Annotated in this window: 20 protein-coding genes; all 20 read right to left on the bottom strand. The window is 28.8% G+C overall.

Annotated features, from left to right (window positions below):
- Window positions 1-8 precede the first annotated feature (8 nt).
- The gene (gene pgsA, locus ABWP20_RS07910) at window positions 9-554 is read right to left on the bottom strand and encodes a CDP-diacylglycerol--glycerol-3-phosphate 3-phosphatidyltransferase (protein ID WP_353095248.1); all 546 of its coding nucleotides are present in this window, start codon (window positions 552-554) and stop codon (window positions 9-11) included.
- A complete protein-coding gene (gene rimO / locus ABWP20_RS07915; RefSeq protein WP_353095249.1) occupies window positions 554-1,879 on the bottom strand; it encodes a 30S ribosomal protein S12 methylthiotransferase RimO in 1,326 nt (441 codons plus the stop codon). Before rimO ends, pgsA begins: the two co-directional genes overlap by 1 nt.
- A 1-nt stretch (window position 1,880) precedes the next feature.
- Entirely contained in the window at window positions 1,881-4,064 is a 2,184-nt protein-coding gene (locus ABWP20_RS07920) for an FtsK/SpoIIIE family DNA translocase (protein WP_353095250.1), read from the bottom strand.
- A 147-nt stretch (window positions 4,065-4,211) separates the two neighbouring features.
- Window positions 4,212-4,910: a ClpP family protease gene (locus ABWP20_RS07925; RefSeq protein WP_353095251.1), complete on the bottom strand. Its 699-nt coding sequence runs from the start codon at window positions 4,908-4,910 to the stop codon at window positions 4,212-4,214.
- 241 nt (window positions 4,911-5,151) lie between these two features.
- On the bottom strand, window positions 5,152-5,352 hold the full coding sequence (locus ABWP20_RS07930) for a GNAT family N-acetyltransferase (protein WP_353095316.1): 201 nt from the start codon (window positions 5,350-5,352) through the stop codon (window positions 5,152-5,154).
- A gap of 244 nt (window positions 5,353-5,596) precedes the next feature.
- Complete coding sequence (locus ABWP20_RS07935) at window positions 5,597-5,836, bottom strand: YlmC/YmxH family sporulation protein (protein WP_353095253.1); 240 nt, start codon at window positions 5,834-5,836, stop codon at window positions 5,597-5,599.
- An 88-nt stretch (window positions 5,837-5,924) separates the two neighbouring features.
- Window positions 5,925-6,356 carry a dUTP diphosphatase gene (gene dut / locus ABWP20_RS07940; RefSeq protein WP_353095254.1) on the bottom strand — a complete coding sequence of 144 codons (432 nt, stop codon included), beginning with the start codon at window positions 6,354-6,356 and terminating at the stop codon, window positions 5,925-5,927.
- Window positions 6,357-6,371: 15 nt separating this feature from the next.
- The gene (locus ABWP20_RS07945) at window positions 6,372-7,643 is read right to left on the bottom strand and encodes a M16 family metallopeptidase (protein ID WP_353095255.1); all 1,272 of its coding nucleotides are present in this window, start codon (window positions 7,641-7,643) and stop codon (window positions 6,372-6,374) included.
- Window positions 7,644-7,660: 17 nt separating this feature from the next.
- A complete protein-coding gene (locus tag ABWP20_RS07950; protein WP_353095256.1) occupies window positions 7,661-8,374 on the bottom strand; it encodes a polysaccharide deacetylase family protein in 714 nt (237 codons plus the stop codon).
- 225 nt (window positions 8,375-8,599) lie between these two features.
- On the bottom strand, window positions 8,600-9,244 hold the full coding sequence (locus ABWP20_RS07955; RefSeq protein WP_353095257.1) for an L-fuculose-phosphate aldolase: 645 nt from the start codon (window positions 9,242-9,244) through the stop codon (window positions 8,600-8,602).
- A gap of 19 nt (window positions 9,245-9,263) precedes the next feature.
- Complete coding sequence (locus ABWP20_RS07960) at window positions 9,264-10,454, bottom strand: trans-sulfuration enzyme family protein (RefSeq protein WP_353095258.1); 1,191 nt, start codon at window positions 10,452-10,454, stop codon at window positions 9,264-9,266.
- Between the two features lie 197 nt (window positions 10,455-10,651).
- Window positions 10,652-11,419 carry an S-methyl-5'-thioinosine phosphorylase gene (locus tag ABWP20_RS07965; RefSeq protein WP_353095259.1) on the bottom strand — a complete coding sequence of 256 codons (768 nt, stop codon included), beginning with the start codon at window positions 11,417-11,419 and terminating at the stop codon, window positions 10,652-10,654.
- A gap of 337 nt (window positions 11,420-11,756) precedes the next feature.
- Entirely contained in the window at window positions 11,757-12,794 is a 1,038-nt protein-coding gene (mtnA, locus tag ABWP20_RS07970) for an S-methyl-5-thioribose-1-phosphate isomerase (protein ID WP_353095260.1), read from the bottom strand.
- Window positions 12,795-13,001: 207 nt separating this feature from the next.
- A complete protein-coding gene (locus ABWP20_RS07975) occupies window positions 13,002-15,122 on the bottom strand; it encodes a polyribonucleotide nucleotidyltransferase (RefSeq protein WP_353095261.1) in 2,121 nt (706 codons plus the stop codon).
- Between the two features lie 93 nt (window positions 15,123-15,215).
- Window positions 15,216-15,482, bottom strand: coding sequence for a 30S ribosomal protein S15 (gene rpsO, locus ABWP20_RS07980; RefSeq protein WP_353095262.1), 267 nt, complete (start codon window positions 15,480-15,482; stop codon window positions 15,216-15,218).
- 122 nt (window positions 15,483-15,604) lie between these two features.
- Window positions 15,605-16,519, bottom strand: coding sequence for a bifunctional riboflavin kinase/FAD synthetase (locus ABWP20_RS07985; RefSeq protein ID WP_353095263.1), 915 nt, complete (start codon window positions 16,517-16,519; stop codon window positions 15,605-15,607).
- A 10-nt stretch (window positions 16,520-16,529) separates the two neighbouring features.
- Window positions 16,530-17,420 (bottom strand): tRNA pseudouridine(55) synthase TruB, encoded by an 891-nt coding sequence (truB, locus tag ABWP20_RS07990; protein ID WP_353095264.1) that lies wholly within the window; start codon window positions 17,418-17,420, stop codon window positions 16,530-16,532.
- A gap of 8 nt (window positions 17,421-17,428) precedes the next feature.
- Window positions 17,429-18,397: a DHH family phosphoesterase gene (locus ABWP20_RS07995; protein ID WP_353095265.1), complete on the bottom strand. Its 969-nt coding sequence runs from the start codon at window positions 18,395-18,397 to the stop codon at window positions 17,429-17,431.
- Window positions 18,390-18,770, bottom strand: a complete 381-nt coding sequence (gene rbfA, locus ABWP20_RS08000; protein WP_353095266.1) for a 30S ribosome-binding factor RbfA — start codon at window positions 18,768-18,770, stop codon at window positions 18,390-18,392. Before rbfA ends, ABWP20_RS07995 begins: the two co-directional genes overlap by 8 nt.
- 16 nt (window positions 18,771-18,786) lie before the next feature.
- Window positions 18,787-20,928, bottom strand: a complete 2,142-nt coding sequence (gene infB / locus ABWP20_RS08005) for a translation initiation factor IF-2 (protein WP_353095267.1) — start codon at window positions 20,926-20,928, stop codon at window positions 18,787-18,789.
- Window positions 20,929-20,946 lie beyond the last annotated feature (18 nt).

Consider the following 20,946-nt stretch of genomic DNA (forward strand, 5'->3'; position numbering starts at 1 on the left):
ATCATCCTTTATCTAATGCCCATTTTAAGGGCAGACTTATTTTTATATATATAGTCTACTCCAGATATTATTGTAAAAAACAAGGAAATATATAACATAATATAATCGAAAGAAAAATTAATTAAATTGAAAGGAAAGTTATTTAACAATAAAGCAATTATAGCTACCAATTGTGTAATAGTTTTTATCTTTCCTAATGGGCTTGCAGCTATTGTTATACCTTCAGAAGCTGCAATTATTCTAAATCCAGTAATAGTAAATTCTCTTGCAATAATTAATACCACTACCCAGCCAGGAATTTTACCTAACTCAACTAAAGAAATCAACGCTGCTGATACTAAAACCTTATCAGCCAAAGGATCTACAAATTTTCCAAAATTAGTAACCATATTTCTGCTTCTAGCAATATATCCATCTAAAGTATCTGTCAAAGATGCAATTATAAAAATTGCTGCCGCTAAATAAGTACTATATGGAAGACTAGAATATAGTACAATCATGAATATTGGAACTAGAAAGACTCTGAAAATAGTTATTTTATTTGCTAAGTTCACTAAATTACCTCCCCTATTAAATCATACTCCAAATAATCTATGATTTTAACATCAATAAAATCACCTAATACTAACTCTTCTGAAGAATTAACATAAACAACTCCATCAATCTCTGGGCTATCCATATATGTCCTACCAATATAAGTATTATTATCACAAACCTCTTCTATTAAAACATTAAATATTTTTCCAACCTTACTCATCATAATATCTTCTGATATATCTTTTTGAATCTCCATAATTTCATTTCTTCTATATTCTTTTACTTCTTCTGAAACTTGATTTGGAAAATCATAGGCAGGAGTATCCTCTTCATGAGAATAAGTAAAAACTCCTAATCTTTCAAATTTTATATCCTTAATAAAATTCAATAAATCATTAAAATCATCTTCTGTCTCACCAGGAAAGCCTACGATAAATGTTGTTCTTATAACTATTTCTGGTATTTCTTTTCTTAATTTATTGATTAATAATGTAATGTCTTCCTTGCTTGTTCTTCTGTTCATTTTCTTTAGAACATTATTATTTACATGCTGTAATGGAATGTCTACATATTTAACTATTTTTTGATTATTTTTAATTGATTTAATTAGATTATCATTAAAATTATCAGGATATAGATATAATAGTCTAATCCAAGTAATACCATCTATATTATTTAATTCATCTAATAATTTGTATAATGAATATTCACCATATAGATCAATTCCATAATCAGAAGTATTCTGACCAATTAAAATTACTTCTTTTACACCATTGGAGGATAAATATTTTACTTCATTTATTATATCTTCCATTTTTCTACTTCTATGTTTTCCTCTCAATTTAGGAATGATACAGTAGGTGCAGAAATTATCACATCCTTCGGAGATTCTAACATATTCAGTAATATTAAAATTAATTCTTTTTACTTCTTCTAAGTAATCTACATCTATATTTCCTATTTTTTTAATTCTTTGAGAATTTAATTCTAGTTCTTTAATAACAGAAGAGATTTCTTTAATATTTCCAGTACCAATTATTACATCAATATCTGGAATCTCATCCATTAATTCTTGAGAATATCTTTCAGCTAAACAACCTGCCAATATTAAATATTTACAATTACCTTCATTTTTATATCTAGTCATTTCCCAAATAGTTTCTATAGATTCCTCTTTTGCTTTTTCTATAAAACCACATGTATTTACAATAATAATATTTGCTTCATCTAATGAATTAGCCCTTATATAGTTATTATTTTTTAATATACTCATCATTAACTCTGAATCTATTTCATTTTTTGCACAGCCTAAAGTAACAATATAAATTTTTTCTGATTTCATCCTATCTCTCCTTAGCAATTGACTCTAAATCTTCTGGTGATAATAGTACTTTTCTAGGTTTACTGCCCTCATATCCTCCTATTATACCCCTTTCTTCCATTTCATCTACTATTCTTGCAGCTCTTGCATAACCAATTTTTAGTCTTCTTTGAAGTAAAGATATTGAAGCCTGTCCTTCTTCTACAACTAAAGATATGGCCGTTGGCAAGAGTTCATCACTATCGTTAAAATATATTTCCTTTGGATTTTCTACTACTTCAATAATATCTTCATTATATTCCGTTATATATTGGGTTTTAAGAGAATTAACCACGGCCTCTACCTCTTCATCTGATATAAAAGCACCTTGCAACCTAGAAGGCTTAGAATAAAACGACGGATAAAACAACATATCTCCTTTACCTAAAAGCTTTTCAGCTCCTGCCATATCTAAAATGGTTCTGGAATCTACTTGTGATGATACAGCAAAAGATATTCTTGAAGGTATATTGGCCTTTATAGTACCAGTTATAACATCTACAGAAGGTCTTTGAGTGGCTACAATGAGATACATTCCTGCAGCACGAGCCATTTGGGCAAGCCTGCAAATATAGTCTTCTATTTCTTGTGCTGCAACCATCATTAAATCTGCTAATTCATCAATTATTATGACTATTGTAGGTAGAACTTCTTCTTTATTATCTTTAAATTTGTTATTATAAGATTTTATATCCCTAACATTGTTCTGGGCAAATAATTTATATCTTTTTTCCATCTCAGTTACAGCCCAATTAAGAGCAAAGGCAGCTTTTTTTGCATCAGTTACCACTGGGATTAATAAATGAGGAATACCATTATATATATTTAATTCTACCATTTTAGGATCTATTAGTAGTAGCTTAACATCATCTGGAGATGATTTATATAGAATACTCATAATTATAGTATTAATACAAACAGATTTTCCTGAACCTGTAGCTCCAGCTATGAGTAAATGTGGCATTTTATCAATAGTAGATACTATTACATTACCCGATACATCTTTTCCAAGAGCTAAGGGAATAGGAGAATCAAGAGTATTATATGCCTCTGAAGCAATGATCTCTTTAAGTAATACGCTGCTTTTTACCTTATTAGGAACTTCAATACCTACAGCTGCTTTACCAGGTATGGGCGCTTCGATTCGAATATCAGATGAAGCTAGGCTTAAAGATATATTATCAGATAATGATACTATTCTACTGAGTTTAATTCCTGGTGAAGGTTGTAGCTCATAACAAGTAATAGTAGGTCCTTTATTAATTTGAGTAATTGTAGCATCAATTCCAAAGTTTCTCATGGTTTCTTCTATTATTTTAGCATTATTCAGCATCTCTTTTTTATCATCATTATCTTGATTGGATATTGGAGATTTTAATAAAGACAAAGATGGTATATTATATGTAGAAATATAATTCTTATTTTGTTTATTTTTTATTTCAATATCGATATTACTTACTTCTTCTTTAATATCTGTTTCTTTTATATTTTCCTTTCCTTGACTTTTAGCATAATCTAAGATTTTAATATCTTTTTTAGTATCTTTCTTAATATCCTGTTGATTTATTTCAGATTTTACTTCATTTATTATTTTAGGTTTATGTGCTTTTTTTTCTCGTTTTTTCTCTACATTGTTAAAGAGTAAGAAAATGTCTTTAATCTTAATATTTGTTATAAATAAAGTATTTATTATTATAATAAATGTTAGAACAAGATAAGAGCCTATTGGACCAAATAATTTATAGATAAAAAAACCAAAGAAACTACCTATTATTCCTCCACCTTTTCCCATCTGGCTTAATATAACAGAATTATCGATTCTATCAAGAAATTTATAATCAAAAGGATTTATTCCATCAAGCATAATTAATATACTCAAGAGGATAAATCCCATGGATAGAATCATTTTTCCTTCCATATAATTATAATCATCTAAGATAAAGATAATTCCAGAAGCTATTATAATTAAAGGAAAAAAATAAGCCCCAAATCCCATAAGCGAAAAAGTAGTGCCCTTAATTATAGAACCCATTATACCCATGTTAAAGCTAAACAAACTGACCATTGATAATACACCTAATGCAACAATAATTATTCCTATAATATCTCTATTATATTTATCTTTTGCCTGAGTTTTTTTAGCTGTTTTCTTTTTACCATTTTTCAATTAGTTCACCTCGATTTTAACTATAATAGATAATAAACTTATGTTATTTAGATATTATTGCAATAATTTGGAATAATAAAGTTTTAGAAAAACTCCCCCTTTTAAAGTACATGCTGTAGTTATTATAGCATAATTTAGAGTTCTATTCTATTTATTTTTCTCTTCCATCATATTATTGAGTTTTTTTAAAGCTGTTGAAAAGCCCCCTACTTCATCAATTAATTTATATTTTACAGCTTCCTCTCCTACTAATATAGTTCCAACGTCATTGGCAATTTCGTCTGTTGAATACATTAACTCAGTTAAAGTTTCTTTATCTATCTCTGAAGTTCTCAAAATAAAATTTATTATCCTTTGTTGCATCTTTTGAAAATATCTAAAGGTTTGTGGAACTCCAATGACTAAACCTGTAGTTCTAATAGGATGTACAGTCATAGTTGCAGTAGGCACAATGAAAGAATAATCAGTTGAAGTTGCCAATGGTACCCCAATACTATGTCCTCCTCCTAAAACTAAAGATACTTTAGGTTTATCTACAGAATTTATTAATTCAGAAAGGGCCAATCCAGCTTCTACATCTCCTCCTACTGTATTTAGAATAATAAAGATTCCCTCAATTTTAGGATCTTGTTGCGCAGCTATTAATAATGGAATAATATGTTCATATTTAGTAGCTTTTTTATCATTAGGAGAAATGGTATGCCCTTCTATTTCTCCTATAATAGATATGAATTGAATATTGTTTTTAATTTCTGGAATATTTGTAGTACCTATTTCTTTAATATTCTCTAGTTTTTTTTCTTCAACTGGAGAATTATCTTCTTTTTCTTTGTCTTTCTTATCCATATTTTCCTCCTAAAATAGTTAGTATATATATCATTTACTTAAAAAATAATAATATTCTAACTAAAAGTACTATAATCTATATGATTTCATATAAATTATAGTACTTTTAAGGCTATTTTCTGCTAATTTCAAGAAAAATTATTATAATTAATTCATCATAGTAAAATGCATCTCCTAATCTTAAAGCTTATCTAAAAATAGTTTTTTGTATTATTAACTTTATTGAAAGATGTTTTTAATATCACTTTGCTACACCAACAGATTTTGGCGCTGAGTAATCAAATCCAAATTTTTTATATAATTTATCAGTGGGGATGTCTGTAATTAAACTAACATATGAGCTTTCGGGTACATTATTATCTAGGTATTTAGTTATTTCTGACATAATTAATTTACCTAATCCTTTACCTTGATATGAAGGATCAACAGCAATATCTACTATATGATAAAAACACCCTCCATCTCCTTTCTATCTCTTCTTCTGTTTTATATACTAGATTATATCTAATAACCTCTAATAATTAAAGGAATGATCTTATTAAATTTATTAATGAAATAAGAGACATTATATTAAATATAATCTTTGTCATTATAGATATACCTGTATATAATAAGAAATCTTATTAAAAAATAAAAAAATTACATATATAAAAATATATGTAATTTAAAAATGATATATAAACTTGTTAATCTAGTTCAATAATAATCATATCGTATCCTATTTTTCTAATTGCGTCCCAAGGTATTTCTATACCATTATTGTCTAAACCTAAGATTCTAAATCCTATTTTCTTTTCTGGTGCTAATAAAGAAACTATTTTTCCTGTTTCCTCCTCAATTAAAAGGTCACTATCTATTATCATACCAAGTCTACCACCATTATTTAAGTTTACAATTTCTTTTTGTCCTAGTTCGGTTAAACGCATAAAATCTCCTCCTAATTAACTATATTAAATAATATTAAAGATATTTTAATTTTATGCATTATCATTTATGATAACATCTTATTAGATATCAATATCCAGAATGACCAAATCCCCCGTCACCCCTAGAAGTTTTATCTAAGTCATCAACTACTGTTAGAATAGCTTTTTCATATTTGATAAATACCATTTGTGCAATTCTATCTCCTTTATTAATAATATATGGCTCTTTGCCTAGATTAATTAGAATTACTTTGATTTCCCCCCTATAATCACTATCTATTGTACCAATACCATTAGCTAATGTTATTCCATGATTTAAAGCTAACCCTGATCTTCCCCTAATCTGAGCTTCATATCCTTCTGGTATTGAAAGAAATAGTCCTGTTGGTACTAATATCCTGTCAAATGGATTAAGCTCCATAGAATCCTGAATATTCGCTTGTAAGTCTAGACCTGCTGCTCCATTTGTTTTATATTCTGGTAATTGAAATTGAGATTTATTTATTACTTTTACTTTCATATTAATCACGCTCCATTAAAATAAGATATTTTTTATTTCTTCTTCCACTATATCTTGATTATTAATATCTCCAACATATGCGATATTAATTGTTGCTTTGTTAAATACAATTTTTATTATTTCTTCTATATCATTTAAACTTACTTTATCAATTTTATTTAATATTTCATCAGGAGATTGTATTCTATTAAAAATCAATAAAGATTTTCCTATTTCATACATTCTACTAAATGTTCCTTCCATACCAAGAACATAACTGCTTTTTAGTTGTTCTTTTGATTTTTCTAATTCATTTTTAGATATTAAATTTTTTCTAATATCATCAATTTCCTTTCCTATGCATTTTACTGTTTTCAATAATTGAGATGGATGTAAACCAGTATATATAGTCAATGTCCCTGTATTTCTATAAGATGATAGATATGATTCAATAGCATAAGCTAGTCCCAAATCTTCTCGTATATTCTGAAAGAGTCTTGAACTCATACTACCTCCAAAAATATTATTTAATACTAATAATGCTTCCATATCTTCAGAAATAATTGGCAATCCTTCCATACCAATACAAAAATTTAACTGCTCAGTATCTTTATTAATACCTTTTAATTTATTGTTGAAATTATGATTATCATTAATCTTACTAATACCTTTACTAGAACTATTAAAGTTTCCAAAATAATAGTTTAACATTTTAAGAACTTCCTTGGTATCTATATTACCAGCCAACGATATGATTATATTTTCAGGATTATAGTTATTAAAGAAATAATTAACAAGTGCCTGTCTATTTAATTTTTTAACACTTTCCTCTGTACCTAATATAGGACGCCCCAATGATGTACTTTCAAACATTATTTCATTTAGTAGCTCGCTAACCATATCCTCTGGGGAATCTAAATACATATTTATTTCCTCGGATATTACTGCTTTCTCTTTTTCAATATCTGATTCTGAGAATTTTGAGTTAGTTATCATATCTGCCAATACATCTATTGCTATATCTATATGATTATATAGAACTTTTACATAGTAGCAGGTACTCTCCTTACCAGTAAAAGCATTTAATTGACCACCTATATTATCTATTGCTTCTGCAATATCCTTAGCTGTTCTTTTCCCTGTGCCCTTAAACAACATATGCTCTATAAAATGTGAAACCCCATTATTATGCTTGTCCTCTTTCGCAGAGCCATTATCGATTATAATTCCAATGGAAACAGAGTTGACATAAGGAATCTTTTCCATGACAACTCTTATACCATTATTTAATTTATCTATTATATACATATTCTCCTCCAATATTGCTAATCGTTTTTTATTACATCACTTATTGTACCAATTTTATAACCATTTTGATATAGGTAATTTATTATTTCTGGCAATGCCTTAACTGTTTCCTCAGTTGGATGCATTAAAACTATTGCAGAATTATGTATCTTTGAAGTAACCCTTTTAACAATTACATCTTTTGTACTGTCATCTCTCCAGTCAATCGTATCTACACTCCACATTATAAGCTCATATCCTAAATCTTTTGTTGCATTTACTGTATTATCATTATACGCACCTGATGGTGGTGCAAAATATTTTGAATCAATATCCAATGTTTCTTTAATTATATTATGAGCTTTCATTATTTCTTCTTTGTTTTTATCATAAGATAATTTGTCATAATCAATATGACTATATCCATGATTTCCAATTTCATGCTTATCATCATATATCATTTTTAAAATTTCAGCATTCTTTTCTGCCCATTTGCCAGTTACAAAATATGTAATTTTAATATCGTTTTTTTTAAATATTTCTAACATATTTGGTATATGCTCATTTCCCCAGTCAACATTACAAGCAAAGGCTACTATTTTATCATCAATATTTCCTTGATAGTATACATCAGAATTAAAAGTTTCTTTAGTCTTACTATGAACCTTTAAAATAGTAAAAGTTACTATAAGTAATATTAAAACAATTAAAATAGTTAATAAGGTCTTTTTATTCACAATAACTAATCTCATATATATCCCTCCAATATCTTATATAGTTATATATATTCGAAAGTTAGTAAATTATCCTTAAAATAAAGCAGAGAAACTACTTTTATAGTTTCCCTTTCATGGAATAACTAATTCCCATTTAAAATAAAATTTTATCATATAAAAAATCATATACTTTTAATTATAATAAGTTTTTCATCATTAAAGCAACCTGCATAATGAAAAAACACTAATATAAATATATCTTTATTTCCTTTGACCATATGTTTTAAATTTTTCTTCCATTAAAGTCATTTCCTCTTTTGATAATATAACAGGATCACCTATACATTTAGTTCTATAATAAAGTTCTGCACAGTATTCTATTTCCTCTGTAATATTAAAAGTATTTAATAAATCATTTGAACCTGCTAGTAGTCCATGATTTGCTAATAAAACTGCCTTTCTATTTTTCATCGCTTCAAAAGCATTTTCTGCAAGCTCTTTAGTACCATAGGTAGCATACTCAGCACATCTTACATTTGAGCCTGCTAAGGCCACCATATAGTGAACCGGAGGCAATGTCCAATTCAAACAAGCTAAAGTAGTTGCATACATAGTATGAGTGTGAATAATAGCATTTATATCATTTCTTCTTTCATAAAAAACTCTATGCATTTCAACTTCGCTTGATGGTTTTTTATCTCCATCTACCTGTTCACCATTGATATTCATTATAACCACATCTTCTACTCTAGTTTTAAAATAATCAATACCAGTGGGACTTATAGCAAAAAGATTTTTCTCTCTATTATATATACTTAAATTTCCTCCTGTACCCTTAGTTAAACCAGAAGTTAAAAGTTTTTTTCCATACTCTACTATTTGCTCTCTTTCTTCTTTCATCAACATATAAACTATTCATCCTCTCTTAAATCACTGATAATGCTTCATTTAAGTCTTCAATTATATCTTGAATGTTTTCAAGACCAACTGATATTCTTATCATGCTTTCGGTTAACCCAAATTTAATAAGTTCCTCCTTTGGATATCCTCTATGTGTCATAGCAGCAGGAAGCTCTATTAAAGTCTCACAGTCTCCAAGACTTACAGCCAATTGTGCTAATTTTATAGAATTTACAACTTTTTTAGCCTGCTCTAAATGCCCATCTATCTCAAAACTTATCATAGCTCCAAATCCATTCATCTGCTCCTTTGCTATCTTATAACCTTCAAAATCTTCTAATCCAGGATATAAAACTTCTTTTACCTTTGGATGGTTTTTCAAGAATCTGGCTACTTCTAATGCATTTTTCTCATGCTGTCTCATTCTAACCCCAAGAGTCTTTAAACCTCTAAGAAGTAGCCAAGCATTAAATGGACTCATCACCCCTCCAAATTCACACATATAGTCAAATTTAAGTGATTGTATATAATCTATATCATTGGAAACTGCAACTCCACCAACAACATCTCCATGTCCACAGATATACTTAGTTGCACTGTGAACTACTACATCTGCTCCTAAAGTTAGTGGTTTTTGAAAATATGGGGTGGCAAAAGTATTATCAACTACTACTTTTACTCCCCTTTCCTTAGCTATCTTGGAAATTTTTTTAATATCTAAAACTATAAGATTAGGATTTGAAGGTGTTTCAAAATATATTACTTTAGTATTATCGTCAATTAACTCTTCTAATTTATCTATATCACTTAAATCAGCCATTTTACAATTAACATTATATTGAGGAAGAACATGGGTAACTACATTATAGCTAGAACCATATAGTGTTGTATTTACAATTAAATTATCATTAGGTTTAAGAAATGAAAATAAAACTGAACTTATAGCTGCCATTCCTGAAGCAAAAGCGACTGCAGCTTTTCCTTCTTCCAATGCGACCATTCGATTTTCAAAAAGTCTCAAAGTAGGATTGTTTCCTCTAGTATATACATAATCATCACTTTCAAATGACATAACCTTTTCAACATGTTCAATATTATCAAAGACAAAAGTAGACGTTTGATAAATAGGAGGATTCAATGCATTATTGGCATTTTTCCCTTTATTTCCAGCATGTATTGACATAGTTTCAAATCCATATTTTTTATTTTTATCCATGAATATAACCTCCTAAATTTTGACTATATTTTTGTACTAGATTTACTTAAAATGATGCACTAATATTCTTTATTACTCTTGATGCAACTTTAAATAGTTCATGATCTACATGTCCAATAGTTTTAAATAAAAGTTCAAAAGTTATTAGTTATAAATTATGTAATTCAAGAAAACAACATAAAACAACTTCAGTTTAATTAAAGTTCAATAATCGAATTATTGCAGTTACAATGCTGTTGGTTAATTTCTTCATTAAATATTCTTAAAAAGGTTTTTGTAATCTTTTCTTTGTTTACAGATAAGGTCCCTTGAATATCATGAAGTGTTATATTTCCTTCTACTCCTGTACACCAGTTAGTAATTATTCCAATAGTTGAATAACACATACCTAGTTCTTTCGCCAGTACTACTTCAGGCACATTTGTCATGCCTATTACATCTCCACCTAAATTTTTATACATTCTTACTTCATGGGCTGTTTCAAACCTAGGTCCTTCTGTACATATATACACTGCATCTCCTTTAATATTAATTGATTCATCTTTTGCAAATTCATAAAACTTATTTCTAAGATTTTTACAATAAGGATCCCCCATATCTGTATGTTTTACAGGCTCATTACCACCTTCAAAGAAAGTAATAGGTCTTGACTTAGTAAAGTCAATAAAATCATTTATTATTACAATATCTCCTGGGCCGTAGTTTTCGTTACACGAACCCACTGCTGCAGTTGCATAAATATATTTAATACCTAGCTGTTCTAATGCTTTCATATTTGCCCTATAATTTATTAAATGTGGTGGAGTAGAATGTTTTTTACCATGTCTTGCTAAAAAAGCTATTTCTTCTCCATTAATACTAACTATATCAACATCTACATTTCCATATTTTGTTTCAACATTTTTAGTGTAACTTCCTTCTCCAATATCATATACCCCAGTACCGCCAATAATAGCTTTGTTCATAATATTTACCCCCTATAATTTTGTATATTAAAAATATAATTATTTATAAATTTATCATCATTAATATATAATCTTTCTATTGAAACTTATTTTTATATAATTTTTTTATTATGTTTAAGTTCCTTAAATTTAAGTGTATCATATTTATTTATATAATATAATAAAGATTATCACTTATGATAACATTTGTTATGATATTAAACTATATATATAAATTATTATTTTAGTAAAATATATTCATTTTATTACAGAAATATAGGACCATCAAAATACTATTGAAGGCCCAATCATATAATTTAAATCTAACCATCTTGGATTATACAATTAATCCCTACCATTATCTAAGCTTTAATATATTTTCTTTATATGGTGATTTTATTATTCCCTTCTCTGTTATAATACCTGTTATATTTTCACTTGGAGTTACATCAAAGGCTGGATTAAATACTTCCATTCCCTCTGGTGCTATTCTGATATTTTCAATATAAGTTACCTCTTCACTGCTTCTTTCTTCTATTTCTATTTCTTCTCCAGTTTCTATATCAAAATCAATTGTAGTTGTTGGAGCGACTACATAAAATGGTATATTATAGACCTTTGCAACTACTGATAGCATAAATGTACCTATTTTATTTGCGGTATCTCCATTTAAAGCTATTCTATCTGCACCTACTAATATTAAATCAATCTTTCCATCTCTTATTAAAGTAGCAGCTACATTATCTGCTATAAGCTTTGATGGTATTTGTTCATATCTTAACTCCCACGCAGTAAGTCTTCCGCCTTGAAGTCTTGGTCTTGTTTCATCTGCATATACAAATATATTCTTTCCACTGTAAAAGGCCTCTCGTACTACTCCTAGAGCTGTACCAAATCCTGCTGTAGCTAAAGCTCCTGTATTACAATGTGTAAGGATAGTGGCATTTTGAGAGACAATCTCATTTCCGTATTTACCTATTTTTTTATTAGTTTCTATATCTTCCTTAAGAATATTATCAGCTTCGATTTTCAATTTTTCATATATTTCATTTACTGCTAATTTTCTATTATTCTCTATAATATTTGTCATTCTCTTTACAGCCCACATCAGATTTACTGCAGTAGGTCTTGATTTTTTCAAGATATCCAATGATTCTTCCATATTTGATAAAAAGTTTTCTTTATTTCCATTTAAAAATTCCTTTGCTGCTAAAACTACTCCATATGCTGCTGTTGCCCCTATGGCTGGTGCACCTCTTACTACCATATCCTTAATGGCAAAATCCACTTCTTTATAGGTTCTACATTGAAATATTTCATAATCTAATGGAAGCTTTCTTTGATCTATTAAATATAAAATATCATCTCTAAATTCAATAGTTCTAATTTCCTTCATAAGTTTTCCTCCCTTTATAAAAATACCTTTTGTAAACTTAAATGAAAATTTAGGACTTCAAACATAAATATTATCATTTTATAAATTTTCTGTCAATAAATCATAGCTGTTTTAACTCAATTTTTGTATTTACAGTAAACAAGTATAATAAAATTACTTATTAAATACAAAAACATGAACCTTATTTTGGTTCATGCATTAGTTTTTTTATTCTTCTGTTTTAGTTTCTGGTTTAATTTCTGGCTTAGTTTCTTCTGGTAATAGTACTTTCCTAGATAAATTAACTCTACCTTGATTATCTATTTCCATTACTTTAACTAATATTTCATCTCCTACGGCCAATACATCTTCTACTTTACTGATTCTTTCCCTAGCTATATTAGATATATGAACTAATCCTTCCTTGCCGTTTAAAACATCTACGAAAGCACCAAAATTAGTTATACGTGTTACTTTACCTAAATAAATTTCTCCTACTTCAACTTCCTTGACTATTTTATTTATCATATCTATAGCCTTTTCACCATCTTCTTGAGTTACTGAGGCAATGAAAACCTTACCATCATCATCAATATCTATTTTTACACCTGTTTCATCTATTATCTTGTTAATCATCTTTCCGCCAGGCCCAATAATATCTCTTATTTTGTCTGGATTTACTTGCATTGTATACATCTTAGGTGCATATGGTGACAAATTTCCCTTTGGAGTTGAAATAGTTTCAGCCATTTTATCTAAGATATAAAATCTCCCTTTTCTAGCTTTTTCCAAAGCTTCTTGAAGAATCTGTTTATTTATTCCATCTATTTTTATATCCATTTGTATAGCCGTAATACCATATCTAGTACCAGCTACTTTAAAGTCCATATCTCCTAAATGGTCTTCCATACCTTGTATATCAGATAAAATAGCTACTTTATCATTTTCTTTTATTAATCCCATTGCTATTCCAGCTACAGGAGATTTAATAGGTACACCTGCATCAAGTAAAGCTAAAGTACTTCCACAAACGCTTGCTTGAGATGAAGATCCATTTGAACTTAAAACTTCTGATACAAGTCTAATAGTATAAGGGAATTTATCCTCTGATGGTATAACTGGTTCAAGAGCTCTCTCTGCCAATGCACCATGACCTATTTCCCTTCTTCCAGGTCCTCTTAAAGGTCTAGTATCACCTACTGAATATGGAGGGAAATTATAATGATGCATATATCTTTTAGACTCTTCCTCCCCTAATCCATCAATAACTTGGGCATCACTAATAGCACCTAGAGTAGCAATTGTAAGAACTTGAGTTTGACCTCTTGTAAATAGTCCTGAACCATGAGTTCTTGGAAGTAAACCTATATCTGTAGTAATAGGACGTATCTCATCTACCTCTCTATTATCTGGCCTTTTGCCTTCCTCAATAATCAGTCTTCTTACTTCTTCTTTTAACATATCTTCTAATATATCATTAATATCCTGCTCTGATTCTGGATATTCTTCTAAAAATACTTCTTTGATCTCTTTATTTACTTTATCAATATTATCTAATCTTTCTTGTTTCTCAAAAGTATTAATAGCATCTATTAATTTATCCCTACCAAATGCAATAATTTTTTCTCTAATTTCCTCATTCGGTTTAAATAAATTATATTCTTTTTTTGGCTTTCCTACTTCTTCTGCAATACTTTCAATAAACTCACATAATTTAGCAATTTCAGTATGTGCTGTTAAAATACCATTTAACATTACTTCTTCTTCAATCTCATTAGCGCCTGCTTCTACCATCATTATAGCATCTTTAGTTCCTGCTACTACTAAATGAATTTCAGATTTATCTCTTTCTTCACTAGTTGGATTTATAATAAGTTTTCCATCTATTAAACCCATTAATACAGATCCAGTAGGTCCATCAAAAGGTATATCTGATATAGATAATGCTATTGAAGACCCAATCATTGCAACTATTTCAGGAGAGTGATCCTGATCAACCGATAAAACTGTTACTATAACTTGTACATCATTTCTATATCCATCTGGAAACAATGGTCTAAGTGGTCTATCTATAAGTCTAGAAGTCAAAATTGCCTTCTCGCTTGGTCTGCCTTCTCTTTTAATAAAACCACCAGGTATTTTACCCACTGAATATAATTTCTCTTCATAGTCAACACTTAGAGGGAAAAAATCTATTCCTTCTCTTGGTTCCTTAGAAGCTGTGGCAGTTGCTAAAACTACTGTATCACCATATTGTACCATACAAGCACCATTAGCCTGCTCTGCTACCTTACCTATGGTTACAGTAAGATCTCTACCAGCTAATTTATACTGGAATTTTCTTTCCATACAATACCTCCTTAAGTTTTAATATATTTATTATATCCTTATTTAATAAAAATATCTAATATAAATCAATAGAGCGGGATAATCCCGCTCTTATTAACCTCTGATGCCTAATTTTTCAATTAAAGAACGATATCTTTCAATATCATTATTTTGTAAATATTTTAAAAGGCCTCTTCTTTGACCTACCATTTTTAATAATCCTCTTCTAGAATGGTGATCTTTCTTATGAGCTTTTAAATGCTCATTTACAGAATTAATCCTGTGTGTCAAAATTGCAATTTGTACCTCTGGTGAACCTGTATCACCTTCATGCAATTTGTATTCATTAATTATTTGTTCTTTAACTTCTTTTGCTAACATAAAAAGCACCTCCAAAATTTTAATATACTCCTATGGCTGTGTAAGACGTCGAGGATACGTTAAACATAGCTATAGGTAATGTATCATTATTATAGTATCATAATAAGCAATAAATGTAAATATCATTGTTTTAATTTGATCATTTCAATATCTGTTTTCATTTGCTCTATCAAAGCTTCTTTATTCTCAAATTTAATATCATTTCTAAGGAAATCTAGAAATTCAATCTCTAATATTTTTCCATATATATCTCCATTAAAATCTAAAAGATAGGTTTCTATCTTTAGTATATCTTCATTAAAAGTAGGATTATATCCAATATTAGTAGCAGAAGTATACCTTTTACCATCTACTATAGTATTAGTCATATATACTCCATTTTTAGGTATTACATAGTTATCAATAGGCTCTATATTAGCCGTTGGAAATCCCAGTTTATTTCCTCTATTCTTACCTGGTATAACTTTCCCAGTAATAGAGTAAGGTCTACCTAACATTTTTAAAGATCCAGAAACATTTCCATTAGCTATTAGATTTCTTATATTAGAACTACTTATAATATCCTCATCTTTATAAATAGGATCTAGTACAATTACATCTATATTATACTTTCTACCAAGCTCTATTAAATACTTAGAATTTCCAGAAGCTTTATATCCAAATCTATAATCAAATCCAACTACCAATAGTTTTCCATTCATTTTCTTTATAATGATATCCCTAATAAATTCTTCTCCTGATAATTTCATAATTTCTTCATTGAAATTCAACATATAAATAATATCTACACCTAAATCCTCAGCAATTTTAAATTTTTGCTGATTATTTGTTATCGTCTTAGGCTTATTATTATCTATTATAGTTTTAGTATGACTTTTGAATAATAAAAGTGAAGACTTTATACCTAATTCTTTAGATTTAGATACCATAGTTTTAATTAATTGCTGATGACCTATATGAATGCCATCGAAATTTCCTAATGCTATAGCTGTATTAAATCTTGTCTCATTATAATTTGATAGTTCAATAATTTCCATGTATACCACCCTATATTAATAAAACTTTATTCATCTTTAAGTAAAATTCGGAATCTATGTTGCTAATCTTTCCTATACCAATAAATATATCTTTACAATACACCCTAAGTAATTTGTCTACCTTATCTTCGTCTATTAAATCAAATCGTAGCACGACACCATTTACTAATTTAGAATATAAGTAATCCGGAACATTAAACTGTTCTAAGTGACCTAAAGCCTTATCCATAGGAGTAATAATCTTAGAAATTTCTTGTAACTCTAGTTTCCTAATATATTCGATACTATATGAGTCTTCAATTTTAAAATTTCCTGTACCTACTCTTAGTAAATATGACATATGTCCATAAGTACCTAAATCCATACCAATATCATCACATAATGTTCTAATATAAGTACCCCTAGAACATTTTGTATAAAACATAATCTTCCTATTATCTTCTATGTTTAATATTTTTTGATTGTATATTGTAATATTCCTAGGATTACGTTCAACAGTTTTACCCTCACGTGCCAATTCATAAAGTTTTTTACCTTTATATTTTAATGCAGAGTACATAGGTGGTAATTGAGATATATTACCAACATATTTAGACATAGCAGATATAATATCTTCCTCACTAACATGTTTATTAGAAGAAGATATTATATTTCCATCCATATCTTGAGTATCAGTTCTATATCCTAATGTTAGCTCTCCTATATATTCCTTATCACTATCAAGAAGATATTCAGCAATTCTAGTACCTTTCCCTATACAGAGAGGCAATACTCCTGATGCATTCGGATCTAAAGTTCCTGTATGTCCAACCTTTTTAGTTTTTAATGCCTTTCTTAATAAATTTACAGCATCATGTGATGTCATTCCTTTTGGCTTAAAAAAGTTTATTACACCATTCATATAATCACCTAAAACACTTTCTTTAGTTCATCTAAAATTAAATTTTCAGCAATATTTATAGGAGAATTAATAGTACAGCCTGCTGCTCTTATATGTCCCCCACCACTAAAATTAGCACAAATAGCAGATACATCTATAAATCTCTTACTTCTCATACTAACTTTAACTTCATCTTCTTTAATTTCTTTGAGTATAATAGCAACCTCTACAGGGGCTATTTCTCTTATAAATGAAACTATACCTTCAGCATCCTCTATTTTGGCACTAACCTTATTAGCCATGTCTTGGGTTACTTTTACTAAAGCAACCTTATTATCGAAATGCAAATTCAAAGTTTCTAAAGATTTTATAAATAACATAGTTCTTTCTAAACTTTTATTCTGATATAAATTTATATTTATACTACTTTTATCAATTCCTATATTTATTAATTCTGCAGCAATTTCATGGGTTTCTGCACTAGTATTATCATACATAAAACTTCCAGTATCTGAACTTATTGCAGTATAAATACAAGTAGCCATATCTTTATCAATAGAAATATTCATTCTATTGATAAAGTAATATACTAATTCACCAGTAGCAGCTGCATCACTATTTATAATATTTATATGTCCAAAATTTGTATTGCTAATATGATGGTCAATATTAATTATGGTTTTAGCCCGATTCAATAATTCTTTATTCTGCCCTAATCTATTTTCATCACTAGTATCTAAAGCAATAAAAACATCTATATCATCTTTATGATTATATTCATTAATTTCACTTATATTTGGAAGAAATAAAAAATCAGAAGGAATATCATCACTCTTAAGAACAAAAACTCTTTTTTTTATTTTTTTAAGTGCCATCAATAAAGCAAGTGTAGAACCAATATTATCACCATCTGGCTGAACATGAGAGGCAATATATATATTTTCACTTTCTTTGATTTTTTCAATTGCTATATCAAATAAAGATTCAATATTATTCATCGTTTCCATCTTCCTTAATTATACTAGAATCTTTATTTACTTTCTCGATTAGTTTAGACATATATATACCTTGTTCTATTGATTCGTCTAAAATAAAAATTGGTTCTGGAGCATATCTTAAATCAATCCTAGTACTTATTTCTTTTCTTATAAATCCTTTTGCACTTTCTAAACCTAATAAGGTATTCTCTTTTTCCTCTTTATTTCCAAACACTGAAACGTAAATCTTTGCATATCTTAAATCTCTAGTTACTTCTACCTTTGTTATAGTAGTCATAGAATTAACCCTTGGATCTTTAAGACCATTATAAATTAATTCTGAGACCACTCTTTTTACTTCTTCGGAAATTCGATTAATTCTTTTATTATTCATTTCCCCACCTCTATTTCTAAACTTCTTTTAAAACGTAAGCTTCTAGTAAGTCTCCTTCTTTGATGTCATTATAATTTTCTAGTCCTAATCCTGCTTCATATCCAGATAATACTTCTCTTGCATCGTCTTTAAATCTCTTTAAAGAGGATACATCGCCTTCAAATACAACAATATCATTTCTAAGAAGTCTTATTTTGCCATTTCTAGCTATTTTCCCATCTAATACATAAATACCGGCTATGGTACTTCCATTAGGTAATCTAAATGTAGCTCTGACTTCTGCCCTTCCTATTATTTCTTCAGCGAATTTTGGTGTATGCATACCCTTAATTGCAGCTTGAATATCCTCAATAGCTTCATAAATTACTCTATAGGTCCTAACATCTACTTTTTCTCTTTTAGCTACTTCAATAGCATTTAAATTTGGTCTAACGTTGAAGCCAACAACAATAGCATTTGAAGCAGAGGCAAGCATAATATCAGATTCAGTGATTCCGCCTACACCACCATGTATAATATTAGTTTTAACTTCATCAGTATCAAGTTTCTCTAGAGATTGTCGCAATGCTTCAATAGAACCTCTAACATCACCTTTTATTATAATATTTAAATCCTTAATCTCGCCTAATTTTATTCTTTCAAATAAATCATCTAATGATACCTTTTGATCTGATCTCATTTGTTCTGCTCGCATAATTTCTTTATTTCTCTCAGCTAAATTCCTGGCCATCTTCTCATCTTCTACTGCATATAACAAATCTCCTGAATTTGGAACCTCAGACAATCCCAGTATTACTACTGGCATTGATGGACCAACCTTTTTTACCCTTCTGTTTTTATCATCTAACATAGCTCTAACTCTACCAAATGAAGAGCCAGAAACAACTGTATCTCCCACTTGCAATGTTCCTTTTTGAACTAATACTGTAGCTAGTGGTCCCTTACCCTTATCAAGTTGTGCTTCTACAATTGTACCTATTGCATTTCTATTTGGATTAGCTTTAAGTTCTTGCATTTCTGCAACAAGTAGAATCATTTCTAGTAACTCTTCGATTCCTTGACGATTTTTAGCAGATACTGGCACTGTTATAGTGTCACCACCCCAGTCTTCTGGAACTAAAGCATTTTCTACTAACTCTTGTTTAATTCTATCTACATTAGCCGTAGGTTTATCCATTTTATTAATAGCTACAATTATTGGAACATTAGCAGCCTTCGCATGATTTATGGCCTCTATAGTTTGAGGCATAACTCCATCATCTGCTGCTACAACTAATACAGCAATATCAGTTACCTGTGCACCCCTTGCACGCATAGATGTAAAAGCCTCATGACCTGGAGTATCTAAAAAACATATTTTTTTATTATTGATATTTACAGCATAAGCACCTATATGCTGAGTAATTCCACCAGCTTCAGATTTTGTAACACTAGTTTCTTTAATAGCATCTAATAAAGATGTTTTACCATGGTCAACATGGCCCATTACTGTTACTATAGGGGCTCTAGTCTTTAAATCTTTAGGATCATCTTCATAATCTAAGTTTAATTCCTCTTCTAATGATATAGTATCTTCTTCTGATTCTGATGGTTCCTTTACTTCCAACTCAATACCAAATTCTTCAGCAATTATAATTGCTATATCTGAATCTATAGCCTGATTTTGATTTACCATTACACCTAATCCAATTAATTTGGAAATTACTTGAGATGGACTTACATTTATTTTATCTGCTAGATCTTTTACAATGATATTACTTTCAATTTCTATAACAGCCTCATTCCCTTCTTTATCAATTATATTATCTTCTTCATCTTTATTATTATTCTTTGATTTGCTTTTATTTTTTTGTTTTTTGTTTTTTTGTTTTATATTATTATTTTCTACTTCTTTAATAGTTTGTTTATCTTTTTCAACATCTATTTCACTGCTTATATTCTTATTAGTTTTTATCTTTTCATCACCATTATTAATTTCATCAAGCTTATTTTTCTCTTCCCCATTTGATAATAAAGATTTTATTATTTCTGCTTCTTCATTTTCCAAAGTACTCATATGGTTTCCCACATTTATATCTAGTTCAGAAATCTTTTCAATTAAATCCTTACTACTAATTCCCAATTCCCTAGCTAATTCGTATATTCTAATTTTTTTCATATTACATACCCCCTATTA

The sequence above is a fragment of the Tissierella praeacuta genome, from assembly GCF_040396155.1.
Classification (GTDB): Bacteria; Bacillota; Clostridia; order Tissierellales; family Tissierellaceae; genus Tissierella; species Tissierella praeacuta_A.

Excerpts from the sequence above, each read along its gene's own strand:
- infB (WP_353095267.1), bottom strand. The coding sequence starts at position 20,928 with ATGAAAAAAATTAGAATATACGAATTAGCTAGGGAATTGGGAATTAGT.
- ABWP20_RS07935 (WP_353095253.1), bottom strand. The coding sequence starts at position 5,836 with ATGCGTTTAACCGAACTAGGACAAAAAGAAATTGTAAACTTAAATAAT.
- dut (WP_353095254.1), bottom strand. The coding sequence starts at position 6,356 with ATGAAAGTAAAAGTAATAAATAAATCTCAATTTCAATTACCAGAATAT.
- ABWP20_RS07975 (WP_353095261.1), bottom strand. The coding sequence starts at position 15,122 with ATGGAAAGAAAATTCCAGTATAAATTAGCTGGTAGAGATCTTACTGTA.
- ABWP20_RS07945 (WP_353095255.1), bottom strand. The coding sequence starts at position 7,643 with ATGTATATAATAGATAAATTAAATAATGGTATAAGAGTTGTCATGGAA.
- ABWP20_RS07955 (WP_353095257.1), bottom strand. The coding sequence starts at position 9,244 with ATGTTGATGAAAGAAGAAAGAGAGCAAATAGTAGAGTATGGAAAAAAA.
- ABWP20_RS07960 (WP_353095258.1), bottom strand. The coding sequence starts at position 10,454 with ATGGATAAAAATAAAAAATATGGATTTGAAACTATGTCAATACATGCT.
- rimO (WP_353095249.1), bottom strand. The coding sequence starts at position 1,879 with ATGAAATCAGAAAAAATTTATATTGTTACTTTAGGCTGTGCAAAAAAT.
- ABWP20_RS07985 (WP_353095263.1), bottom strand. The coding sequence starts at position 16,519 with ATGGAAATTATTGAACTATCAAATTATAATGAGACAAGATTTAATACA.
- rpsO (WP_353095262.1), bottom strand. The coding sequence starts at position 15,482 with ATGTTAGCAAAAGAAGTTAAAGAACAAATAATTAATGAATACAAATTG.
- truB (WP_353095264.1), bottom strand. The coding sequence starts at position 17,420 with ATGAATGGTGTAATAAACTTTTTTAAGCCAAAAGGAATGACATCACAT.
- ABWP20_RS07965 (WP_353095259.1), bottom strand. The coding sequence starts at position 11,419 with ATGAACAAAGCTATTATTGGCGGTACTGGGGTATATGATATTGGAGAA.
- ABWP20_RS07950 (WP_353095256.1), bottom strand. The coding sequence starts at position 8,374 with ATGAGATTAGTTATTGTGAATAAAAAGACCTTATTAACTATTTTAATT.
- ABWP20_RS07925 (WP_353095251.1), bottom strand. The coding sequence starts at position 4,910 with ATGGATAAGAAAGACAAAGAAAAAGAAGATAATTCTCCAGTTGAAGAA.
- mtnA (WP_353095260.1), bottom strand. The coding sequence starts at position 12,794 with ATGAAGGAAATTAGAACTATTGAATTTAGAGATGATATTTTATATTTA.
- rbfA (WP_353095266.1), bottom strand. The coding sequence starts at position 18,770 with ATGAATAATAAAAGAATTAATCGAATTTCCGAAGAAGTAAAAAGAGTG.
- ABWP20_RS07995 (WP_353095265.1), bottom strand. The coding sequence starts at position 18,397 with ATGAATAATATTGAATCTTTATTTGATATAGCAATTGAAAAAATCAAA.